Origin of the sequence: Sedimentitalea sp., from assembly GCF_039973035.1 — a bacterium.
GTDB lineage: Bacteria > Pseudomonadota > Alphaproteobacteria > Rhodobacterales > Rhodobacteraceae > Sedimentitalea.
On sequence record NZ_JBDWLR010000094.1, the window covers coordinates 98,328 to 114,904 of the forward strand.

General features: G+C 57.6%; 17 protein-coding genes. 12 read left to right on the forward strand and 5 right to left on the reverse strand.

The window, feature by feature from the left end; genetic code table 11:
• Positions 1 to 105: 105 nt before the first annotated feature.
• The 3 genes from ligA (at position 106) to ABJO75_RS25480 (ending at position 4,523) form a co-directional block, all read left to right on the forward strand.
• Complete coding sequence (ligA, locus tag ABJO75_RS25470; protein WP_348125685.1) at positions 106 to 2,199, forward strand: NAD-dependent DNA ligase LigA; 2,094 nt, start codon at positions 106 to 108, stop codon at positions 2,197 to 2,199.
• Positions 2,196 to 4,286, forward strand: a complete 2,091-nt coding sequence (gene recG / locus ABJO75_RS25475) for an ATP-dependent DNA helicase RecG (RefSeq protein WP_348125687.1) — start codon at positions 2,196 to 2,198, stop codon at positions 4,284 to 4,286. Before ligA ends, recG begins: the two co-directional genes overlap by 4 nt.
• A 114-nt stretch (positions 4,287 to 4,400) precedes the next feature.
• Positions 4,401 to 4,523: a hypothetical protein gene (locus tag ABJO75_RS25480; RefSeq protein WP_348125168.1), complete on the forward strand. Its 123-nt coding sequence runs from the start codon at positions 4,401 to 4,403 to the stop codon at positions 4,521 to 4,523.
• Between the two features lie 195 nt (positions 4,524 to 4,718).
• Here ABJO75_RS25480 and ABJO75_RS25485 read toward each other — a convergent pair whose 3' ends face one another.
• Complete coding sequence (locus tag ABJO75_RS25485; protein ID WP_348125170.1) at positions 4,719 to 5,171, reverse strand: iron-sulfur cluster assembly scaffold protein; 453 nt, start codon at positions 5,169 to 5,171, stop codon at positions 4,719 to 4,721.
• A 67-nt stretch (positions 5,172 to 5,238) separates the two neighbouring features.
• On the opposite strand from ABJO75_RS25485, the gene hisI reads away from it, so the two are divergent.
• Positions 5,239 to 5,598 carry a phosphoribosyl-AMP cyclohydrolase gene (hisI, locus tag ABJO75_RS25490; RefSeq protein WP_348125171.1) on the forward strand — a complete coding sequence of 120 codons (360 nt, stop codon included), beginning with the start codon at positions 5,239 to 5,241 and terminating at the stop codon, positions 5,596 to 5,598.
• Between the two features lie 78 nt (positions 5,599 to 5,676).
• Here the strand turns inward: hisI and gluQRS are convergent, their stop codons facing one another.
• From gluQRS to ABJO75_RS25510, 4 genes are all read right to left on the reverse strand, one after another.
• Positions 5,677 to 6,546, reverse strand: coding sequence for a tRNA glutamyl-Q(34) synthetase GluQRS (gene gluQRS / locus ABJO75_RS25495; protein ID WP_348125173.1), 870 nt, complete (start codon positions 6,544 to 6,546; stop codon positions 5,677 to 5,679).
• The gene (locus ABJO75_RS25500) at positions 6,543 to 7,157 is read right to left on the reverse strand and encodes a methyltransferase domain-containing protein (protein ID WP_348125175.1); all 615 of its coding nucleotides are present in this window, start codon (positions 7,155 to 7,157) and stop codon (positions 6,543 to 6,545) included. Before ABJO75_RS25500 ends, gluQRS begins: the two co-directional genes overlap by 4 nt.
• Before the next feature lie 22 nt (positions 7,158 to 7,179).
• On the reverse strand, positions 7,180 to 8,535 hold the full coding sequence (gene trmFO / locus ABJO75_RS25505; protein WP_348125177.1) for a methylenetetrahydrofolate--tRNA-(uracil(54)-C(5))-methyltransferase (FADH(2)-oxidizing) TrmFO: 1,356 nt from the start codon (positions 8,533 to 8,535) through the stop codon (positions 7,180 to 7,182).
• Positions 8,536 to 8,792: 257 nt separating this feature from the next.
• Positions 8,793 to 9,578: an enoyl-CoA hydratase gene (locus ABJO75_RS25510; RefSeq protein WP_348125179.1), complete on the reverse strand. Its 786-nt coding sequence runs from the start codon at positions 9,576 to 9,578 to the stop codon at positions 8,793 to 8,795.
• A 56-nt stretch (positions 9,579 to 9,634) separates the two neighbouring features.
• Between ABJO75_RS25510 and ABJO75_RS25515 the strand changes: the two genes are divergently transcribed.
• The 8 genes from ABJO75_RS25515 (at position 9,635) to ABJO75_RS25550 (ending at position 16,501) form a co-directional block, all read left to right on the forward strand.
• Positions 9,635 to 10,060 (forward strand): PaaI family thioesterase, encoded by a 426-nt coding sequence (locus ABJO75_RS25515; protein ID WP_348125181.1) that lies wholly within the window; start codon positions 9,635 to 9,637, stop codon positions 10,058 to 10,060.
• 164 nt (positions 10,061 to 10,224) lie between these two features.
• Positions 10,225 to 11,178, forward strand: a complete 954-nt coding sequence (locus ABJO75_RS25520; protein WP_348125183.1) for a choice-of-anchor A family protein — start codon at positions 10,225 to 10,227, stop codon at positions 11,176 to 11,178.
• 313 nt (positions 11,179 to 11,491) lie between these two features.
• Positions 11,492 to 11,950, forward strand: a complete 459-nt coding sequence (rplM, locus tag ABJO75_RS25525; RefSeq protein ID WP_348125184.1) for a 50S ribosomal protein L13 — start codon at positions 11,492 to 11,494, stop codon at positions 11,948 to 11,950.
• A gap of 6 nt (positions 11,951 to 11,956) precedes the next feature.
• A complete protein-coding gene (rpsI, locus tag ABJO75_RS25530) occupies positions 11,957 to 12,445 on the forward strand; it encodes a 30S ribosomal protein S9 (RefSeq protein WP_348125186.1) in 489 nt (162 codons plus the stop codon).
• A 173-nt stretch (positions 12,446 to 12,618) separates the two neighbouring features.
• Positions 12,619 to 12,987: a group 1 truncated hemoglobin gene (locus ABJO75_RS25535; RefSeq protein WP_348125188.1), complete on the forward strand. Its 369-nt coding sequence runs from the start codon at positions 12,619 to 12,621 to the stop codon at positions 12,985 to 12,987.
• Positions 12,984 to 14,039 carry an adenylate/guanylate cyclase domain-containing protein gene (locus ABJO75_RS25540; RefSeq protein WP_348125190.1) on the forward strand — a complete coding sequence of 352 codons (1,056 nt, stop codon included), beginning with the start codon at positions 12,984 to 12,986 and terminating at the stop codon, positions 14,037 to 14,039. The genes ABJO75_RS25535 and ABJO75_RS25540 overlap by 4 nt, the downstream gene beginning before the upstream one ends.
• Positions 14,040 to 14,451: 412 nt before the next feature.
• Positions 14,452 to 15,018 carry a CPBP family glutamic-type intramembrane protease gene (locus ABJO75_RS25545; protein WP_348125192.1) on the forward strand — a complete coding sequence of 189 codons (567 nt, stop codon included), beginning with the start codon at positions 14,452 to 14,454 and terminating at the stop codon, positions 15,016 to 15,018.
• The gene (locus tag ABJO75_RS25550; RefSeq protein ID WP_348125194.1) at positions 15,011 to 16,501 is read left to right on the forward strand and encodes a radical SAM protein; all 1,491 of its coding nucleotides are present in this window, start codon (positions 15,011 to 15,013) and stop codon (positions 16,499 to 16,501) included. The genes ABJO75_RS25545 and ABJO75_RS25550 overlap by 8 nt, the downstream gene beginning before the upstream one ends.
• The last annotated feature ends 76 nt before the right edge of the window (positions 16,502 to 16,577 follow it).

Below are 16,577 nucleotides of genomic sequence, written 5' to 3' on the forward strand. Positions count from 1 at the left end.
CACTCACGACGATTGCGATCTGGACCTGACCCATGCTGCGCCCTATCACTGGTCTGAAAACCGGTGTGGGGCGGAGTTTTGACACAGAAGACAGACATTTCGGAGATGACGGCAGAAGAGGCCAAGGCGGAACTGAGTCGTCTTGCCGCGCTGCTTGAGAACGCAAACGCCGCCTATTACGTTTCCGACGCGCCAGAGATGTCGGACGCCGAGTATGACAGCCTACGGCGGCGCAACGCTGAAATCGAAACACGCTTTCCCGATTTCAAGCGGGAGGATAGTCCGTCCGAACAGGTTGGTGCCCGCGTTGGTGACGGTTTCGCCAAAGTCGCGCACAGAGTGCGGATGCTGTCGCTCGGGAACGCGTTTGATGAAGGCGATGTCAGGGCTTTTGATACCAGTATTCGCAAGTATTTGGGGATGTCCGAGGACGATCCGCTTGCGTACACGGCAGAGCCCAAGATCGATGGGTTGTCTCTTTCCTTGCGCTACGAGAACGGTGTTTTGACTGAGGCTGCGACTCGCGGAGATGGTTCGGTCGGAGAGAATGTGACGGCCAATGCCCGTACAATCGATGACATACCTGAGAATTTGAGCGGTGCGCTTGAGGTTCTGGAGGTGCGCGGCGAAGTCTATATGTCGCACCCGGATTTTGCGTCCCTGAATGCACGGCAGGAGGAACGCGGCGACAAGCGGTTTGCCAACCCGCGAAATGCGGCGGCGGGGTCGCTGCGGCAGCTGGATGCCAACATCACCAAATCGCGACCACTGCGGTTCTTTGCCTATAGCTGGGGCGACTTGTCCGAGCCTTTGGCAGAGACTCAGATGGGCGCACTTGCGCGTTTGGCAAAGATGGGATTTTCTACCAATCCCCTGACCATGCTTTGTGCGGGACCCGAAGATATGATCGCACATTACGCTGAGATCGAAGAGCAACGCGCGACATTGGGTTATGACATTGACGGTGTCGTCTACAAGATCAACGATTTGGCGCTGCAGGGTCGGTTGGGGTTCCGCTCCACAACGCCGCGTTGGGCGATCGCGCATAAATTCCCCGCTGAACTTGCCTGGACCCGGTTGGAGGCCATCGATATTCAGGTTGGACGCACCGGCGCGCTCAGTCCGGTGGCACGACTGACTCCTGTAACGGTTGGCGGGGTGGTTGTGTCCAATGCGACTTTGCACAACGAAGATTACATCGCCGGGCGGGATGCGCGTGGACAGGAGATTCGCGACGGCAAGGACATTCGAGTTGGCGATTGGGTGCAGGTTTACCGGGCCGGTGATGTGATACCCAAGATTGCCGATGTGGACCTGAGCAAACGCCCGGCAGAAACGCAGCCCTTTCTCTTTCCAACGGTCTGCCCGGAATGCGGCAGTGATGCGATCCGCGAAGAAGGCGATGCGGTGCGGCGGTGTTCCGGGGGGATGATTTGCCCTGCACAGGCTGTTGAAAAGATGAAGCATTTTGTATCGCGCGCAGCATTCGATATCGAAGGGATGGGCGCCAAGCAGGTCGAACAGTTCTATCTGGATGGATGGATCAAGGAACCCGCTGATATCTTCACGCTGCGCGAGCGGTATGGCAGCGGGATGCAACAGCTCAGGAACCGCGAGGGCTGGGGCGAAAAATCTGCAGAGAAGCTCTTTGATGCGATTGACGAGAAGCGCAGCATTCCCCTTGGTCGGTTGATCTTTGCCTTGGGGCTGCGTCATGTGGGTGAGGCGGCGTCGAACCTGTTGGCCACGCATTTTGGCACTTGGACCGCGTTTGAAGCCGCGATGACCGGCGCGAGCGCAATGGAAGGACCGGACTGGGACGATCTCTTGTCGATTGACGGTGTTGGCACGGTGATGGCGACATCGCTTGTGACGGCCTTCGCGCAAGAAAACGAACGGGCCTCCATCGACCGGCTTGTGGCGCATTTGACGGTCAACGAGGCAATGCGCCCCGATACATCCGGCAGCCCGGTCGCGGGAAAAACCGTGGTATTCAGTGGAACTCTGGAAAAGATGACCCGGGCAGAAGCCAAGGCGCGGGCCGAGGCCTTGGGTGCAAAGGTATCCGGCTCCGTGAGTGCCAAAACCGATATTCTGGTTGCCGGTCCCGGCGCAGGGTCCAAGGCCAAGAAGGCCGCAGAATTGGGCATTGATACGTTGGATGAAGACGGTTGGCTGCAGTTGATCGGCGCGGCATGAGCGGTCGGCCGGAACCGCTCTTTCCGCTGTTCGCCGGGCTGGAAACCCTACCGGGTGTCGGCCAGAAGACCGCCCAGAGCTTCGGCCAACTTGGGTTCGAAACGCCGCGTGACCTGTTGTTTTCGTTGCCTTACGCTGTCGTTGATCGCCGCCGCCGCGATACGATCAAAGGGGTTGATTTGCCTTCCACTTTGACAGTCGAAGTTACGATTGGCGCGCATCGTCCGTCTTCGGGGCGTGGCGGCGCCTATCGGGTTCATGTGGAGGATTCGCAGGCTGATTTTCAACTGGTGTTTTTCCACGCCCGCGGCGATTTCCTGAAACGGCAGCTACCTGAGGGCGCACGGCGGGTCGTGTCAGGCAAACTCGAACTCTTTGATGGCATGGCGCAAATGGTGCATCCCGACCATATGCTACCGCCAGAAGACGCCGGCGAAATCCCCGAATTTGAACCGGTCTATCATCTGACGCAGGGCATTACGCAAAAGACCATGTACAAAGCGGTGCAAGGTGCCTTGGCGCGGGTGCCCGAGTTGTCGGAATGGATTGATGCCGATCAGGCACAGCGTCAGGGCTGGCCTAATTGGGCAACGGCGATGCACGCGGCCCATTCCCCCGCCGGTCTGGATGATGTCATGGCGACCACGCCTGCGCGCGCGCGGCTGGCCTATGACGAGTTGATGGCGCATCAGTTGACGCTTGCGCTCGCTCGGCAGATGGAGCGAAAGGCGCGGGGGATCGTCAGCAGCGGCACTGGAAGTTTGCAGGGCAAGGTGCTGCAATCATTACCGTATCGGCCAACCACGGCACAATCCAGAGCGTTCGAGGAGATTGCTGCCGACATGGCGGCACCGCAGCGAATGAACCGGCTGTTGCAGGGCGATGTGGGCGCGGGCAAGACCTTGGTGGCGTTCATTGCCTTGCTGGTTGCTGTCGAAGCGGGCGGTCAGGGTGTTATGATGGCCCCAACCGAAATCCTCGCCCGTCAGCACCTTGAGGCGTTGAGCCCATTGGCGGATGACGCCGGAGTCGTGCTGGAGCTTCTCACTGGGCGGGACAAGGGAAGCGAACGCAAGGCCAAGCTGGCCGCCTTGTCAGAGGGCAAGATCCAGATTTTAGTGGGAACCCATGCGGTGTTTCAGCCTGATGTGACGTTTCGCGATTTGCGGCTGGCGATCATCGACGAGCAGCATCGGTTCGGCGTGAGACAGCGGATGGAACTCGCCGAGAAGGGCGTTGCAGCGGATGTGCTGGTGATGACCGCGACACCGATTCCACGCAGTCTCGCGCTGGCGCAATATGGTGACATGGACGTATCGGTGCTGGATGAAAAGCCACCGGGGCGCAAGCCGATCAAGACTGCCGTTGTCAGCACCGATCGCATGGATGAAGTGATTGGGCACCTGCGCGGTGCGATTGATGACGGGCGGCAATGCTATTGGGTGTGCCCACTGGTTGAGGAATCCGAACTCGTCGATCTGACCTCTGCCGAGGATCGGTTCAAACGACTGCGCGCGGTGCTGGGCGAAGGCATTGTGGGGCTGGTGCATGGTCAGATGCCACCGGCGGAAAAAGACGCCGCGATGGCGGCATTTCAGGCGGGCGAAACCAAGGTTCTGGTCGCAACCACCGTGATCGAAGTCGGCGTGAACGTTCCGAATGCGACGATCATGGTCATTGAACGTGCCGAAACATTTGGACTGGCCCAATTGCACCAACTGCGGGGCAGGGTGGGCCGGGGATCGGTGCAATCCACCTGTCTGCTGATGTATCAATCGCCCTTGTCCCAAGGAGGGCGCAAACGGTTGGAGGTCTCGCGTGAAACCGAGGACGGATTTGTTATTGCCGAGACCGATCTGACACTGCGCGGGGCTGGCGATGTCATCGGCACCGCGCAATCCGGGTTGCCGCGCTTTCAGATTGCCGATCTGGAACGACAGGCGGGGTTAATGGCGGTCGCCCAAAGTGATGCCCGCGCTTTGCTGGCCAAGGATCCGGATCTGAGCACCGATCGGGGGCGTGCCGCGCGGGTGCTTTTGTGGCTGATGCGGCAGAATCGCGCGATCCATTTGATTTCAGTGGGTTAGCTGCGAAATCCCGAAAAGTTCGCAAATGTTCTCAAAAAGTTCTTTACAAAAGTGGTTCAAAATGAGAACAAAAGGTCAACAAATGCTTAACGACTGACCGGGAGAGCAAACGCCATGATGAGCCAGATCAAAACCGTCTTTCGCCGTACCCAAGATACGCTACTGCAGGACGCAATCGGGGCCGGAGCACTGGTTGTCATGCTGATGGTCGCGCTGCATCTGCCCGGACTTTATTGATACGAGTTTCTCTGTTTCTGCCTGCAATCTCATGCCGGACGGCCTGCATCACGTCCCATATCGATGCAAGTGGGTCCTGTCCTGTTCCCCTCGGGTCCATGCCTCTTGGTCCCACCGGTCGATCCGGATCCCGCATGAGAGAGCTTTGACTGCCGCCGCCATCCGCCCGGGATGTGCGGCGGTTTTTTTTGTGAGTCAGGCGCAGTTCGCCTGATCGGCCTGTTCGATCGCCTCGGCGGTGGCTTCGAGTGCGAGGAGGATCGAGGCGTGGCGGTTCTTGTAGTCACGCGCCGGAATCAACACTTCGAGACCGTCAAACGGGGCGTCGGGCACCGGGCCGTCTTGTTTCAGCATTGCCTTGAGCTGATCGCGGGCGGTTTCGACCTGCGCGCGCGTTGCGCCGATGATTGCGCTCCCGACGACGGACGCAGAGGCCTGCCCGAGCGCACAAGCTTTGACGTCCTGTCCAAATTCAGTGATCCGACCGTCATCAACGCAAACATCGACCGTAACGGTCGACCCGCAGAGCGGAGAGCGTTTCTTGACTGTTGCATCAGGGGAGTCGAGCCGTTCGAGGTGCGGAATGTCGGCGGCCAGCGCGAGAATGCGGGCCGAATAGAGTTTGATCAGGTCGGTATCGCCGGACATGTCTTTCCCTCTTGCTGACTTCTCCATACATAAGGCCGGGAAACTGTGATGCAAAAGGTTTTCCGCCATGTCCTTTGAACCTGATACCTTGGTCTATAATGAAGCCGGGCTAATACCGGCCATTGCGCAGGATTCGGAGACCGGTGAGGTTCTGATGATGGCCTGGATGAATGCCGAGTCTGTGCGGCGGACATTGGAAAGCGGGCGGGTCACCTATTGGTCGCGGTCGCGGCAGGCGTTCTGGGTCAAGGGAGAAAGCTCGGGACACGTTCAGGAGCTGGTCGAGTTTCGGTTCGATTGCGACAAGGATTGCGTCCTGGTGACCGTTCGCCAAACCGGTCCGGCCTGTCATACAAATCGGCGGAGTTGTTTTTACACGGCTGTGCGGGATGGCGAAGAGGTCGAACTGATGGCACCGGAGCACTGATGCTTCGCTGGTTGGATGAGGGGCGCTGCCCCTCAAACTCCCCGGAGTATTTTGCAAAGATGAAATAGCGGTGGCTGGTTAGAGGCCAATCATCGCGCGGATGTCGGTGGGGGTAGCTCCCTCGGCGCGATACTTTGCAATTGCACGGGCGTCATCTCGTTTGGCGAGCCGTTTTCCGGTGTCATCGCGTATCAGTCGGTGGTGATGGTAGGTTGGGGTTGGAAAGCCGAGAAGCTGTTGCAGCAGGACATGGATCTGAGTGGCTTCAAACAGGTCTCGTCCCCGCACAACATCGGTGATGCCCTGGATGGCATCGTCGAGTACGACTGACAAATGATAGGATGTGCCCATGTCGCGGCGCAGCAGCACCACGTCACCCACGCTGGCCAAGAGGTCAGATTTGGCAGTTGTGATGACACCGCTTGCGCCATCAGGTCCCGCTCCGGTTTCAGTGAAGCATAGCGGTTCTGGCGGCAAAGTGGCGAGTGCACGCGCGATATCGAGGCGCAATGCAGTGTCTTTCGGAATGGGCAGCGTTGTTTTGGGCTCCTTAGGACGGCAGGTACCGGGATAGATCACCCCATCGGGGCCGTGGAGAGGGGCGCCTTCTTGCGGAGCGGAAGCTGCGGCTTCGATGTCCCGGCGCGTACAAGTGCAGGGATAGAGCAGTCCTCGGGTCCAGAGTTGATTCAATGCCTCACCATAGGCCGCGCCGCGCTCTGACTGGCGCATTACCGGGGCGGGCCAGTTCAGACCGAGCCAATGCAGATCAGTATAGGTTGCGTCCTCCCATTCAGGGCGGGCGCGGGATTGATCGATGTCTTCGATCCGCAACAGGAATTGCCCGTTGCGCGCCGTTGCCATGTCATGGGCAAGGAGCGCGGAATAGGCATGGCCCAGATGCAGAGGTCCGGTTGGGGACGGGGCAAAACGGGTCGTGAAGTTCACGTTTTTTCAACAACATATACGTTGCACTTGAGATCGATCCCGGGGAGGTGGTCACCATACTCTTTGAAGAGCAATCGCGCAGCGCCACAGTCGAGATATTCATTCAGCCTGCCCTCATTGGCTGGATCCTCTAGCGCGTGATCATTGAAGGAAAACACAAGCAGGCCACCGGATGCTAGCCCGGCCATCATCGTGTCAAATGCCGATATAGGAGCCGCCCCCGCGCCGATGACTCCGATAGCTGCGATTGCAGCATAGTCGCCGGGAGCGTGGGAAAGGGGGGCATCGGGAGCGATTTGATCGAGTCTGCGATAGATCTGTTTGGCGCGGGCTTGCTCCAGCATTTCAGCAGACAGATCGACGCCGTCGATGCAGGTGAACCCATTCAACTTGAGAGCCAGCCCTGAAAGCCCGGTGCCGCAGCCGAAATCAAGAACCGGGTGTTGTGGATCCTTCGAATAGGCACGCAGTGCGGCGGCGCAATGGCCCGGTGTGGCATAGCCGTTCTCGGCGATTTCCGCCTCGTAGTTGGCAGCCCAGTCATCATAGAGTTGACGCGTGCTGGCAGCGTCGCGCGCGCCATAGGCCTTATCAAGAAATCCGTTTGTCATGCCGTCAGACTAGGGGGCAATATCAGGCCGCGTCCAGTGCTGTCTGCCTAAGCCACGCGAGCCAGTTTTCCTTGGCTCGGTCAGTATAGGCCTTGTATCGGTCCTTGCGCCCCCGACGACCGCCTTTCAGCCCTTCAACCGGGGGAAAGAGCCCGAAATTCACGTTCATTGGCTGGAACGTTTTGGCATCCGCTCCGCCGGTGATGTGCGTGATCAGAGCCCCTGTGGCCGTCATGGGCGGGGGTGGGGCGATGTCTTGACCCAGCAACTCGGATGCGGCCATGCGCCCGGCGAGCAGGCCCATTGCGGCGCTTTCAACATAGCCCTCAACCCCGGTGATCTGTCCGGCAAAGCGAATATTGGGCCGTGATTTCAGGCGCATGCGGTCGTCGAGAAGGCGCGGGGAATTGAGGAAGGTATTGCGATGTATGCCTCCCAGTCGTGCAAAACGGGCGTCTTCGAGGCCGGGGATCATGCGCAGCACCTCGGTCTGGGCGCCGTATTTCATCTTGGTCTGGAAACCGACAATATTATAAAGCGTTCCGAGCGCATTGTCGCGGCGCAGCTGGACTACGGCATGGGCCTTGATGTCGGGCTGATGCGGGTTGGTCAGGCCGACGGGTTTCATCGGGCCGTGGCGCGGGGTTTCGCGACCGCGTTCCGCCATCACTTCGATCGGCAGGCAGCCGTCGAAATAGCCAGCCGTTTCGCCCTCGTGAAACTCGGTCTTGTCCGCGGCGAGCAAGGCGTCGATGAAGGCCTCGTATTGGGCTTTGTCCATCGGGCAGTTGAGATAGGCGGTGCGCTCTTCCTCGGTTTCGCCCTTGTCATAGCGTGACTGCATCCATGCTTTGGACATATCGATGCTGTCGAAATAGATGATCGGGGCGATGGCGTCGAAAAACGCCAACGCCTCGCGCCCGGTCTCGGCCTGAATGGCGGCCCCCAGCCCGGCAGAGGTCAGCGGGCCGGTTGCCAGGATCCAGCTTCCTTCGTCGGGCAGAGCGGTGATTTCCTCATAGGACACAGATATGCGAGGGTGCGCCATGAGTCGGGCAGTTACGGTTTCGGCAAATGGATCACGATCAACGGCAAGCGCGCCACCGGCAGGCAGGCGATGCGCGTCGGCGGCGGACATGACCAAGCCGTCCGCGGCACGCATTTCCCAGTGAAGCAGTCCGACTGCGTTCTGTTCGGAATCGTCAGACCGGAACGAGTTGGAGCAGACCATCTCGGCGAGGTTGCCGGTCTTGTGGGCAAAGGTTTCGACGTTGGGGCGCATCTCGTGGATCACCACGTTCACGCCCATTTGCGCCGCCTGCCACGCCGCTTCGGAACCGGCCATGCCGCCACCGACAATATGAAGAACTTCTGTCATGACAGGCCATGTAGGGCAGGTGCCAGTACAGCGCAACTGGCGCGTGGCAAATCAGCGGAAAGGGGGAGAACCGAAAAGGTCGCCGCTGAAAACCGTCGAACTGGTGAGAGAACCAGTTTGGAGGGACATTCATTCAGCGGCGACCGCTTTTCACAAGGGCTGAGCCCTTAGATAAAATTTGACACAGTCCCGAGTCGATTGAAAGCCTCGGGTTAACAAAAGGTAAACGCTGAGATTTCCAGTCGTTTCTGCTGAGGCTACTGATCCCAATCCGGCGCGCGCTTGTCGATAAAGGCCGCGATTCCCTCTTCGGTGTCGCGAATCATCATGTTCTGGACCATCACGTCACCGGTATAGGCATAGGCCTGTTCCAGCGGCTGCTCGATCTGCTCATAAAATGCGCGCTTGCCGATCTTGACGGCCGAACCGAGTTTGGCCGCGAGCGTATTGGCAAGATCGGCGGTTTCGCTGGCCAACTGGTCGGCGGGAACCGATCTATTGATCAGACCGAGGGTCTCGGCACGGGGGGCGTCGATGAATTGGCCGGTTGTCAGCATTTCAAACGCTTGCTTGCGTGGGATATTGCGCGACAGCGCCACCATCGGTGTCGAACAGAACAGCCCGATATTGACCCCGTTGACGCCGAATCGCGTGTCTTCCGCCGCGATGGCCAGATCGCATGAGGCCACCAATTGGCAGCCCGCAGCGGTGGCGATGCCGTGCGCCTGGGCGATTACGGGCTGGGGCAGGGACCGGATGCTCAGCATCATGGCGGCGCAGCGGCTGAACAGACCGGAGAAATAGGAACGCCCTCCGTCTTCGCTCTGGCGCCCGGCGGTCATCTGTTTGAGATCGTGGCCAGCGCAAAACGCCTTGCCCGCGCCCGAGACCACCACGGCCCGCACGCTGCTGTCTTCTCTCAGCGCGTCAAATTCGACCTGCAGCGCAGCGATCATCTCATCGGACAGCGCGTTGAGCCGTTCGGGTGCGTTCATTTTCAGATGCGCCACGGCACCGGTGTCGCTACGTTCCAATATTGTCATCTTGCCCTCGCACATGTTTGCGGCGACGTTATGCGCCAAACGCGCCGGAGGAAAGCATGCAGCCAAAATTCACCGCATCAGAAATGATGGATTTCCTGAAAGAGGTGTTTCCTCAGGTCAAAGACGACTTTGCCATTGATCATCTGGATGGGGAAACCGTGACCATGCGGCTTTTCACGGCCGAGCGCCACTTGCGTCCTGGTGGCACGGTCTCGGGACCGTCGATGTTCGCACTTGCGGATGTCACCGCCTATGTCGCGACCATGGCCCCGATCGGGAAAGAGGCGCTGGCGGTGACCACCAACATATCGATGGATTTCATGCGCAAGCCCAAGGCCGGGGTCGATCTGATTGCAAAGGGCAGGCTGCTCAAACTGGGCAAGGCGCTGGCGATCACCGATGTGCTGATTTACTCCGAAGGGTCGGAGAACCCGGTTGCACGTGCAAGCCTGACCTACTCGATTCCGCCTAAACAGGCATAGCACATCAGGAATCGCGGCTTTTGGTGGATAAGGACGCTACGTCACATTCCTTGTCGGGTGGCTCGTCTTGAAATGGACATATTCGGACTCTTAATGCGCCGGTAGAACGACCAAAGCTTGGTGGTCGTGCAGCTTAAATGTTTATACCAGTCAAAGAGTAACCGATGAAAACAATACTATTGCTCGCTTCTGCGGCCACTGTCTCACTGGCCACTGCCGGATCTGCCGCGACGCTTGATGCGAGCCAGCTGCTCAATCAGTTCAACCTAATCGTCAAAGGGGATGTGACCAACGCCACCTCGAGCGTAGAGGGTCGAGTTCTGATCGGTGGCGATATGCAATCAGGTAACCTGGAAACCCACCGCAACCTCTCTTCCGGCGGCGGGGTGTCCGAGTCTGACTACGACGCGGTTGTGATTGAGGGGAACGTCGGTGGTCTGCTGCGTGTCGGCAACAGCGGCGACGCCAGCGTCGGCAGCGTGTCCGGTTCGACCGATATGCAGGGTGGAACACTAACCACTGGCTCGCCAGTCAATGCCCCAGAGAACTTTGGCGCGGTTCTGGATGACCTGTCGCGAGACCTGTCGGAACTGATCGAAACAGGGTCCGAGTACATGGTTGGCCAAAGGCTGACTTTCGCAGCTAACGCCGATGACATGACCGTATTTGACGTGGACTGGACCCAGCTTTACAGCAACTCGGGTTATAATGTGAGCGACATCGGCTTTGACTTTTCGGGCAACTCTGATGGAATCATCGTTATCAACGTGGCCGGCGCGACCGGCGGGTTCACAAACAGCAATGCACCAGATGCATATGGTCAGCAGGTTCTGTGGAACTTCCACGAAGCGACGAATATCTCTTTCAACAGTGGTTTTGTCGGTTCGATCCTTGCGTCGGATGCGGATGTCCGCGTTGGCGGTGGTGCCATCGAAGGCACGTTGTTTGCCAACAATGTGGTCTTGAACGCGCAAATCCACCGCCAGAACTTTGTGGGTCTGCCCCAGCAGGCCGCACCGGTTAGTCCGGTTCCATTGCCTGCCGGATTGCCAATGTTGCTGACCGCTGTCGGCGGAATTGCGGCGCTGCGTCGGCTGCGCAATCGGCGTGCCGCCTGATCTTTAGAGACAGCCAACAAAAGAATGTCGCGGCTCGGACTGGCATGATCCAGACCGAGCCGTTTTGTTGATAGTGTTCCGCCTCTGGCGCAGATGAAATTTGCGGTCAATCAGCGGGCTTCGCATTTATAGGTCTGTATCTCCCCTGATTTTTGGGGTATTTAGATACCTAATTTGTAACACTTTGATTTCGCATATTTATATCGGGTAGATGAGTCTTGACCCACGCGCTGTCTGGCCGTAAACCCCGTCCATCGAATTCAGGCGGGTGCGCGTTGCGCCCGCTTTTCACGTCAAACAGGAAACCCCTGCCATGAACACCTTCTCTGCCACACCAGCAGATATCGACAAGAAGTGGATCCTGATCGACGCCGAGGGCGTTGTTCTGGGCCGTCTTGCGTCGATCATCGCCGTGCGCCTGCGCGGCAAGCACAAAGCGTCTTTTACTCCGCATATGGATATGGGCGACAATGTCATAGTCATCAACGCCGACAAGGTACAGATGACCGGCAAGAAACGCGACGAGCATTTCTACTGGCACACTGGCCACCCCGGTGGGATCAAGAGCCGCACCAAGCAGCAGATCCTTGATGGTGCGCATCCTGAGCGTGTTGTCACACAGGCCGTCAAGCGCATGCTGCCGGGCAACCGTCTGAGCCGTCAGGTCATGACCAACCTGCGCGTCTATGCAGGCACCGATCACCCCCACGAGGCGCAAAGCCCCGAAGTTCTGGATGTCAAATCCATGAACAAGAAAAACACCCGGAGCTGATGAGTCATGTCTGAAGAAATCAACACACTCGAAGACCTGAACCAGGTCGCCGGACTCGAAGCAGCTCCGGCTGTCGAAACCATTTCGCGCGAACCCGTTCGTGACGAACTGGGTCGTTCCTATGCCACCGGCAAACGGAAAGATGCGGTTGCCCGTGTTTGGATCAAGCCCGGCTCGGGCAAGGTTGTCGTCAATGGCAAGGAACTGAACAGCTATTTCGCACGCCCTGTGCTGCAGATGATCCTGCGCCAGCCGTTCACGATTGCCGGTGTCGAAGACCAGTTCGATGTCAACGCAACCGTCAAAGGCGGTGGCCTCTCCGGTCAGGCCGGCGCGGTCAAGCACGGCATCTCCAAGGCACTGCAGCTCTATGATCCCAGCTTGCGCGGCGCTCTGAAAGCTGCCGGCTTCCTGACACGCGACAGCCGCGTGGTGGAACGTAAGAAATACGGCAAGGCCAAGGCCCGCAAGAGCTTCCAGTTCTCCAAGCGTTAAACGGCAAACGCCATACAGAATCGAAAAGGTCGCGCATATTGCGCGGCCTTTTTTTGTGCGAGCGCGCGTCGCGTCAAGTAGAGCCGCGGGAGAGGATATTCGGAAAAGTCTGGATTTGTTGCGATTTCAGCGTAGGCTGGCGGTATTTTCAGGGAAGAATAGACGGAAATCGCATGCCTCAGTCGCTTTTCGAGAAATATGGCGGGTTCAAGACTGTGAGCCGCATCATCATGACGTTCTACGAAATGGTGCTGGATTCCGATCAGATCGGAGATCATTTTGACAACATCGACATGGCGCGTCTGATCGACCATCAGACCAAATTTATTGCCTCGTTGATGGGCGGACCGGCGTCGATTAGCGATGACCGTCTTGAGGCCGTGCACCGGCATCTCAAGATTTCCCATGCGGATTTTGACGAGGTGGTCACCATTCTGAGCGAGGCGCTGAGCGAACACCGGATATCCAAAGATGACATTCTGCTGACCTTGGCAGCCGTCGAAGGCAAGCGATCGATCATCGTGGCACGCGAAGCCGCATGAGCATTTCAACCATCAATGAAAACCTGCTGAGGGCCATAGGGGTCGGCGTGGCGATCATCCGCGCCACGGATATGCAGATGATCTTTCAGAACGAGTCCTTCACCGAATGGTTCGGTAGCGGGGTGGACACAACGCTGACGGATTTGCTGGAGGGGCTCGACCCGGACGCAGTTTCCGGAGTTCTTGAGACCGGTGTCCGTTTTGTAGGCGAAGTTCAGATCAAACCGAAACGCCGCACCCTTGTCATTGCGGTGACGATATCACTGGCGACCTCGCAGGATGCACCGCTCTTGGTGGTGGAATGCCAAAACATCACGCGCATCCGTGAACTCGAAAGCATGATCGACAGTTATTCAACCATGGTCGAACGCAACACCCGCGAACTGGAGCGAGAAAAAGAGCGGGTAGAGCGGTTGCTGCTGAACGTTATGCCGCGCGCGGTTTATGAAGAGTTCAAGACATTTGGCGTCGTCACCCCACAGCTATACCCCGAGGTTTCGGTTGTGATGCTGGACTTTGTGAACTTCACGGATTTCGCCGCCAAGACCGATCCGACGGTCACGCTTGGCGAACTGAACGATATCTTTACTGCTTTTGATCGTATCGTCGAACAATACGGTTGCGAACGGATCAAGACCATCGGTGATGCCTATCTTGCCGTGTCCGGCATGCCGGATGCGACGCCAGACCATGCCACAGCAGTTGCGCATTGTGCCGTTCGGTTTCAGCGGTATCTGAACCGTCGCAACGAAAGCCACCAACACAAATGGAACGCGCGGATCGGTCTTGGCACAGGTGCGGCGGTCGGTTCGGTCGTTGGCATCCAGAAATATGTCTATGATGTTTTTGGGCCTGCGGTGAACATGGCGTCCCGGCTTCAGATTTTTGCCAATCCGGGCAATATCGCGGCACCCGAAGAGATGAAGTATGCGTTGATTGACGAGTTTCAGATAAGCGATATCGGGACGGTGGCGATCAAAGGGCTTGGCGACATGCAGCTTATCAATGTTGCGTCAAACCTTCAGGCGACGGGTGCAGCCAGACCATTTTGACCGTAGGTTTGCGCCGACTTGTGTCAGTTGCACGCGGTCCGGATTGTATCGCGATGGGTTGGTTTCAGCATAGGATGGAGGCAGTCATACATGTGCACGTGTGTCGTGTTTGGCCGGTCTGGCAAACCCATAAAACATGAACATATGTTGACATCTGGCATGCAAAATCCAGAAAAGACTTTACGAATCATGAATGCGTCTCGCATCCTATGCCTGTTTTGAATGAGTATTTTTTGTACCGGAGGCAGTTGTGCAAGTCGCATATGCCATAATTTTTTTCATATTTGTCGGGGTGTCCGAGACTCTTCGACATGGCGTTTTCGGGCTTAATCCTTCTGATACGCCCATCATTATTTACGGCGCGCTGGCGATATGCGCCCTGCTTCTTCTGCGAAGTGACTTAATAACGACCATGCACTGCCCCAAAGACCCCCTGTATGGAAGCGAACGCCTGAATTGGTCATGGCCGCGTACTGCACTGGGAGTGTTCCTTGGTCCGTTGCTCTGGATCGTGCCGCTGGCGTATGGGTTTGCCCTAGTTCAGATCAACCTAAAACCGATTGTACCGGCGACTCTGATCCAAACGCTGCTGGCGCAAGTCGTGTTGGTTGTCATCGCTGAGGGTCTGTTTTTCCGTGAGGCGGTGATCAAGGCGTTCGGTCGCGACATCTTTCCAGTCTACGTTATCTCGGCACTGGCCATATTCATTTTCTATGTCCCTGCGGGCCTGCCAGCGGCCCTGATCGCGGCAGGGTCAGGAATCTATTACCTGACGCTGCGTCTGATCGGGACTAACATCTGGGTCGTGGCCGCGCTTCACGGAGCAACTTTGATCCTGTTGGGCGAGGTCCTGTCGCTTGGACTGGCCCAGAGTCAGCTCTGGTCCTATTCGATCTATTTTATCTCGGCATCGGCAGCCTTGTCGTTATTGGTCTTCATGCTGTTTGCCACGTCCTCAAGGGAGGCACGTTATGCCTGATGGTCAATTCCAGAACGAAACGCCGCAAGACGCAACGACAAGTATCAAGCCTTCGCGCTATACCATCCTGATCCCTCTGAAAGGCGATCGGCATCTGGCATATAATACCGTGTCGCAGTCGTTTTCGATCTGGGATGCCGAAGATATGGCGTTGTGGAATGATCTGACAGTTGCAGGGTCGATGGCATTTTTACCGATCTATCGCGGGTTCGTTCAGGGCGGTTATGTGCTGAATGCGGATGCCGACGAGCTTGCGGTTCTGCGGGCCAGTTATGACCGAGTGCGTCACAACGATGGGCACATGATGTTGACCATCGCGCCGACGCTGTCCTGTAATTTTGGCTGCCACTATTGTTTTCAGGGCCTCGACAAGCCGCTGACCAAGATGACTCCAAAGGTGCGCGCGGCGACCAAGGCGTTTGTGCTGGATCGTCTCCAGGGCAAGAAGAGCTTTCATATGACCTGGTATGGCGGCGAACCGTTGATGGATCAGGAAGCGATCTGGGACATTTCCGCCGAAGCGATCAAGCATTGCGATGAGAATGGTATCAAATACAGCTCGATGATGATCTCCAACGGCTACAAGATGACTGTGCCAGTAGCGGAAAAATTGCAAAAGGCGCGGGTGACGCGGGTGCAGATCACCATTGACGGGGATGAAGCCGCACATGACAGCCGCCGCCACCTGACCAGCGGGCGCGGGACATTCCAGAAGATCATCGACAACATCAAGGCCGTCACCGCGCGCAAGCTGCTGACGGTGTCGGTCCGGGTGAACATTGATGGTCAGAACGAACGCGAGGCCCGCGCGGTGCTAGATGTGCTGAACCAGAACGGGCTGAGCATCAAGACAGGTGTCTCGGTCTATTTTGCACCGGTCGAAAGCGTCGCCGAAAACGCCAGCGGGTGCGACAGCTGCCTGTCCAAGACTGACTATGCAGATGTGGAAAACCGGTTGCAGGCGCTGGCCTTCGAAAAAGGGCTGATGGCGATGCCCCGCGTGCCGAGATTCCTGGGTATGTGTACGGCAGTCAAACCCAACAGCTATGTCGTGGTGCCAAACGGCGACCTTCACAAATGCTGGGACACGGTGATGGATTCCACCCTGCGGGTTGGCAGCGTGATGGGGAACACACGCAAGAAGGACGCGGGAACCGAGGCCATGTGGAACAACTGGTCTCCTTTTGAGAACGAAGTTTGTGGAAGCTGCAAGTTGCTGCCCTCCTGTGGCGGCGCCTGTGCCTTCAAATTTGTACACAATGATTATGCGTCGGGAGAGGCGGGAAAACTGCCTTGCCCGAGTTTGAAATTTAATATGGCCGAGCAACTGTTTCTTCGTGCGAAAGCGCGGGGGTTCGTCACAGATGACGACTGGCATCAGAAAAACAGTCCAACGGTCAACGACGATGGATTGCTGACGGGCAACCGGCACACGCTGGATTCCGTTGGCGCGGTTCATCACGCGCTGAGGGCAGACGCCTAAGGCGTTTACGACAAGTAATAGGTCGGGCCAGTTTTCGGCCTGACAGACAGGGAGCAACCCGCGGGTTGTTTCAATA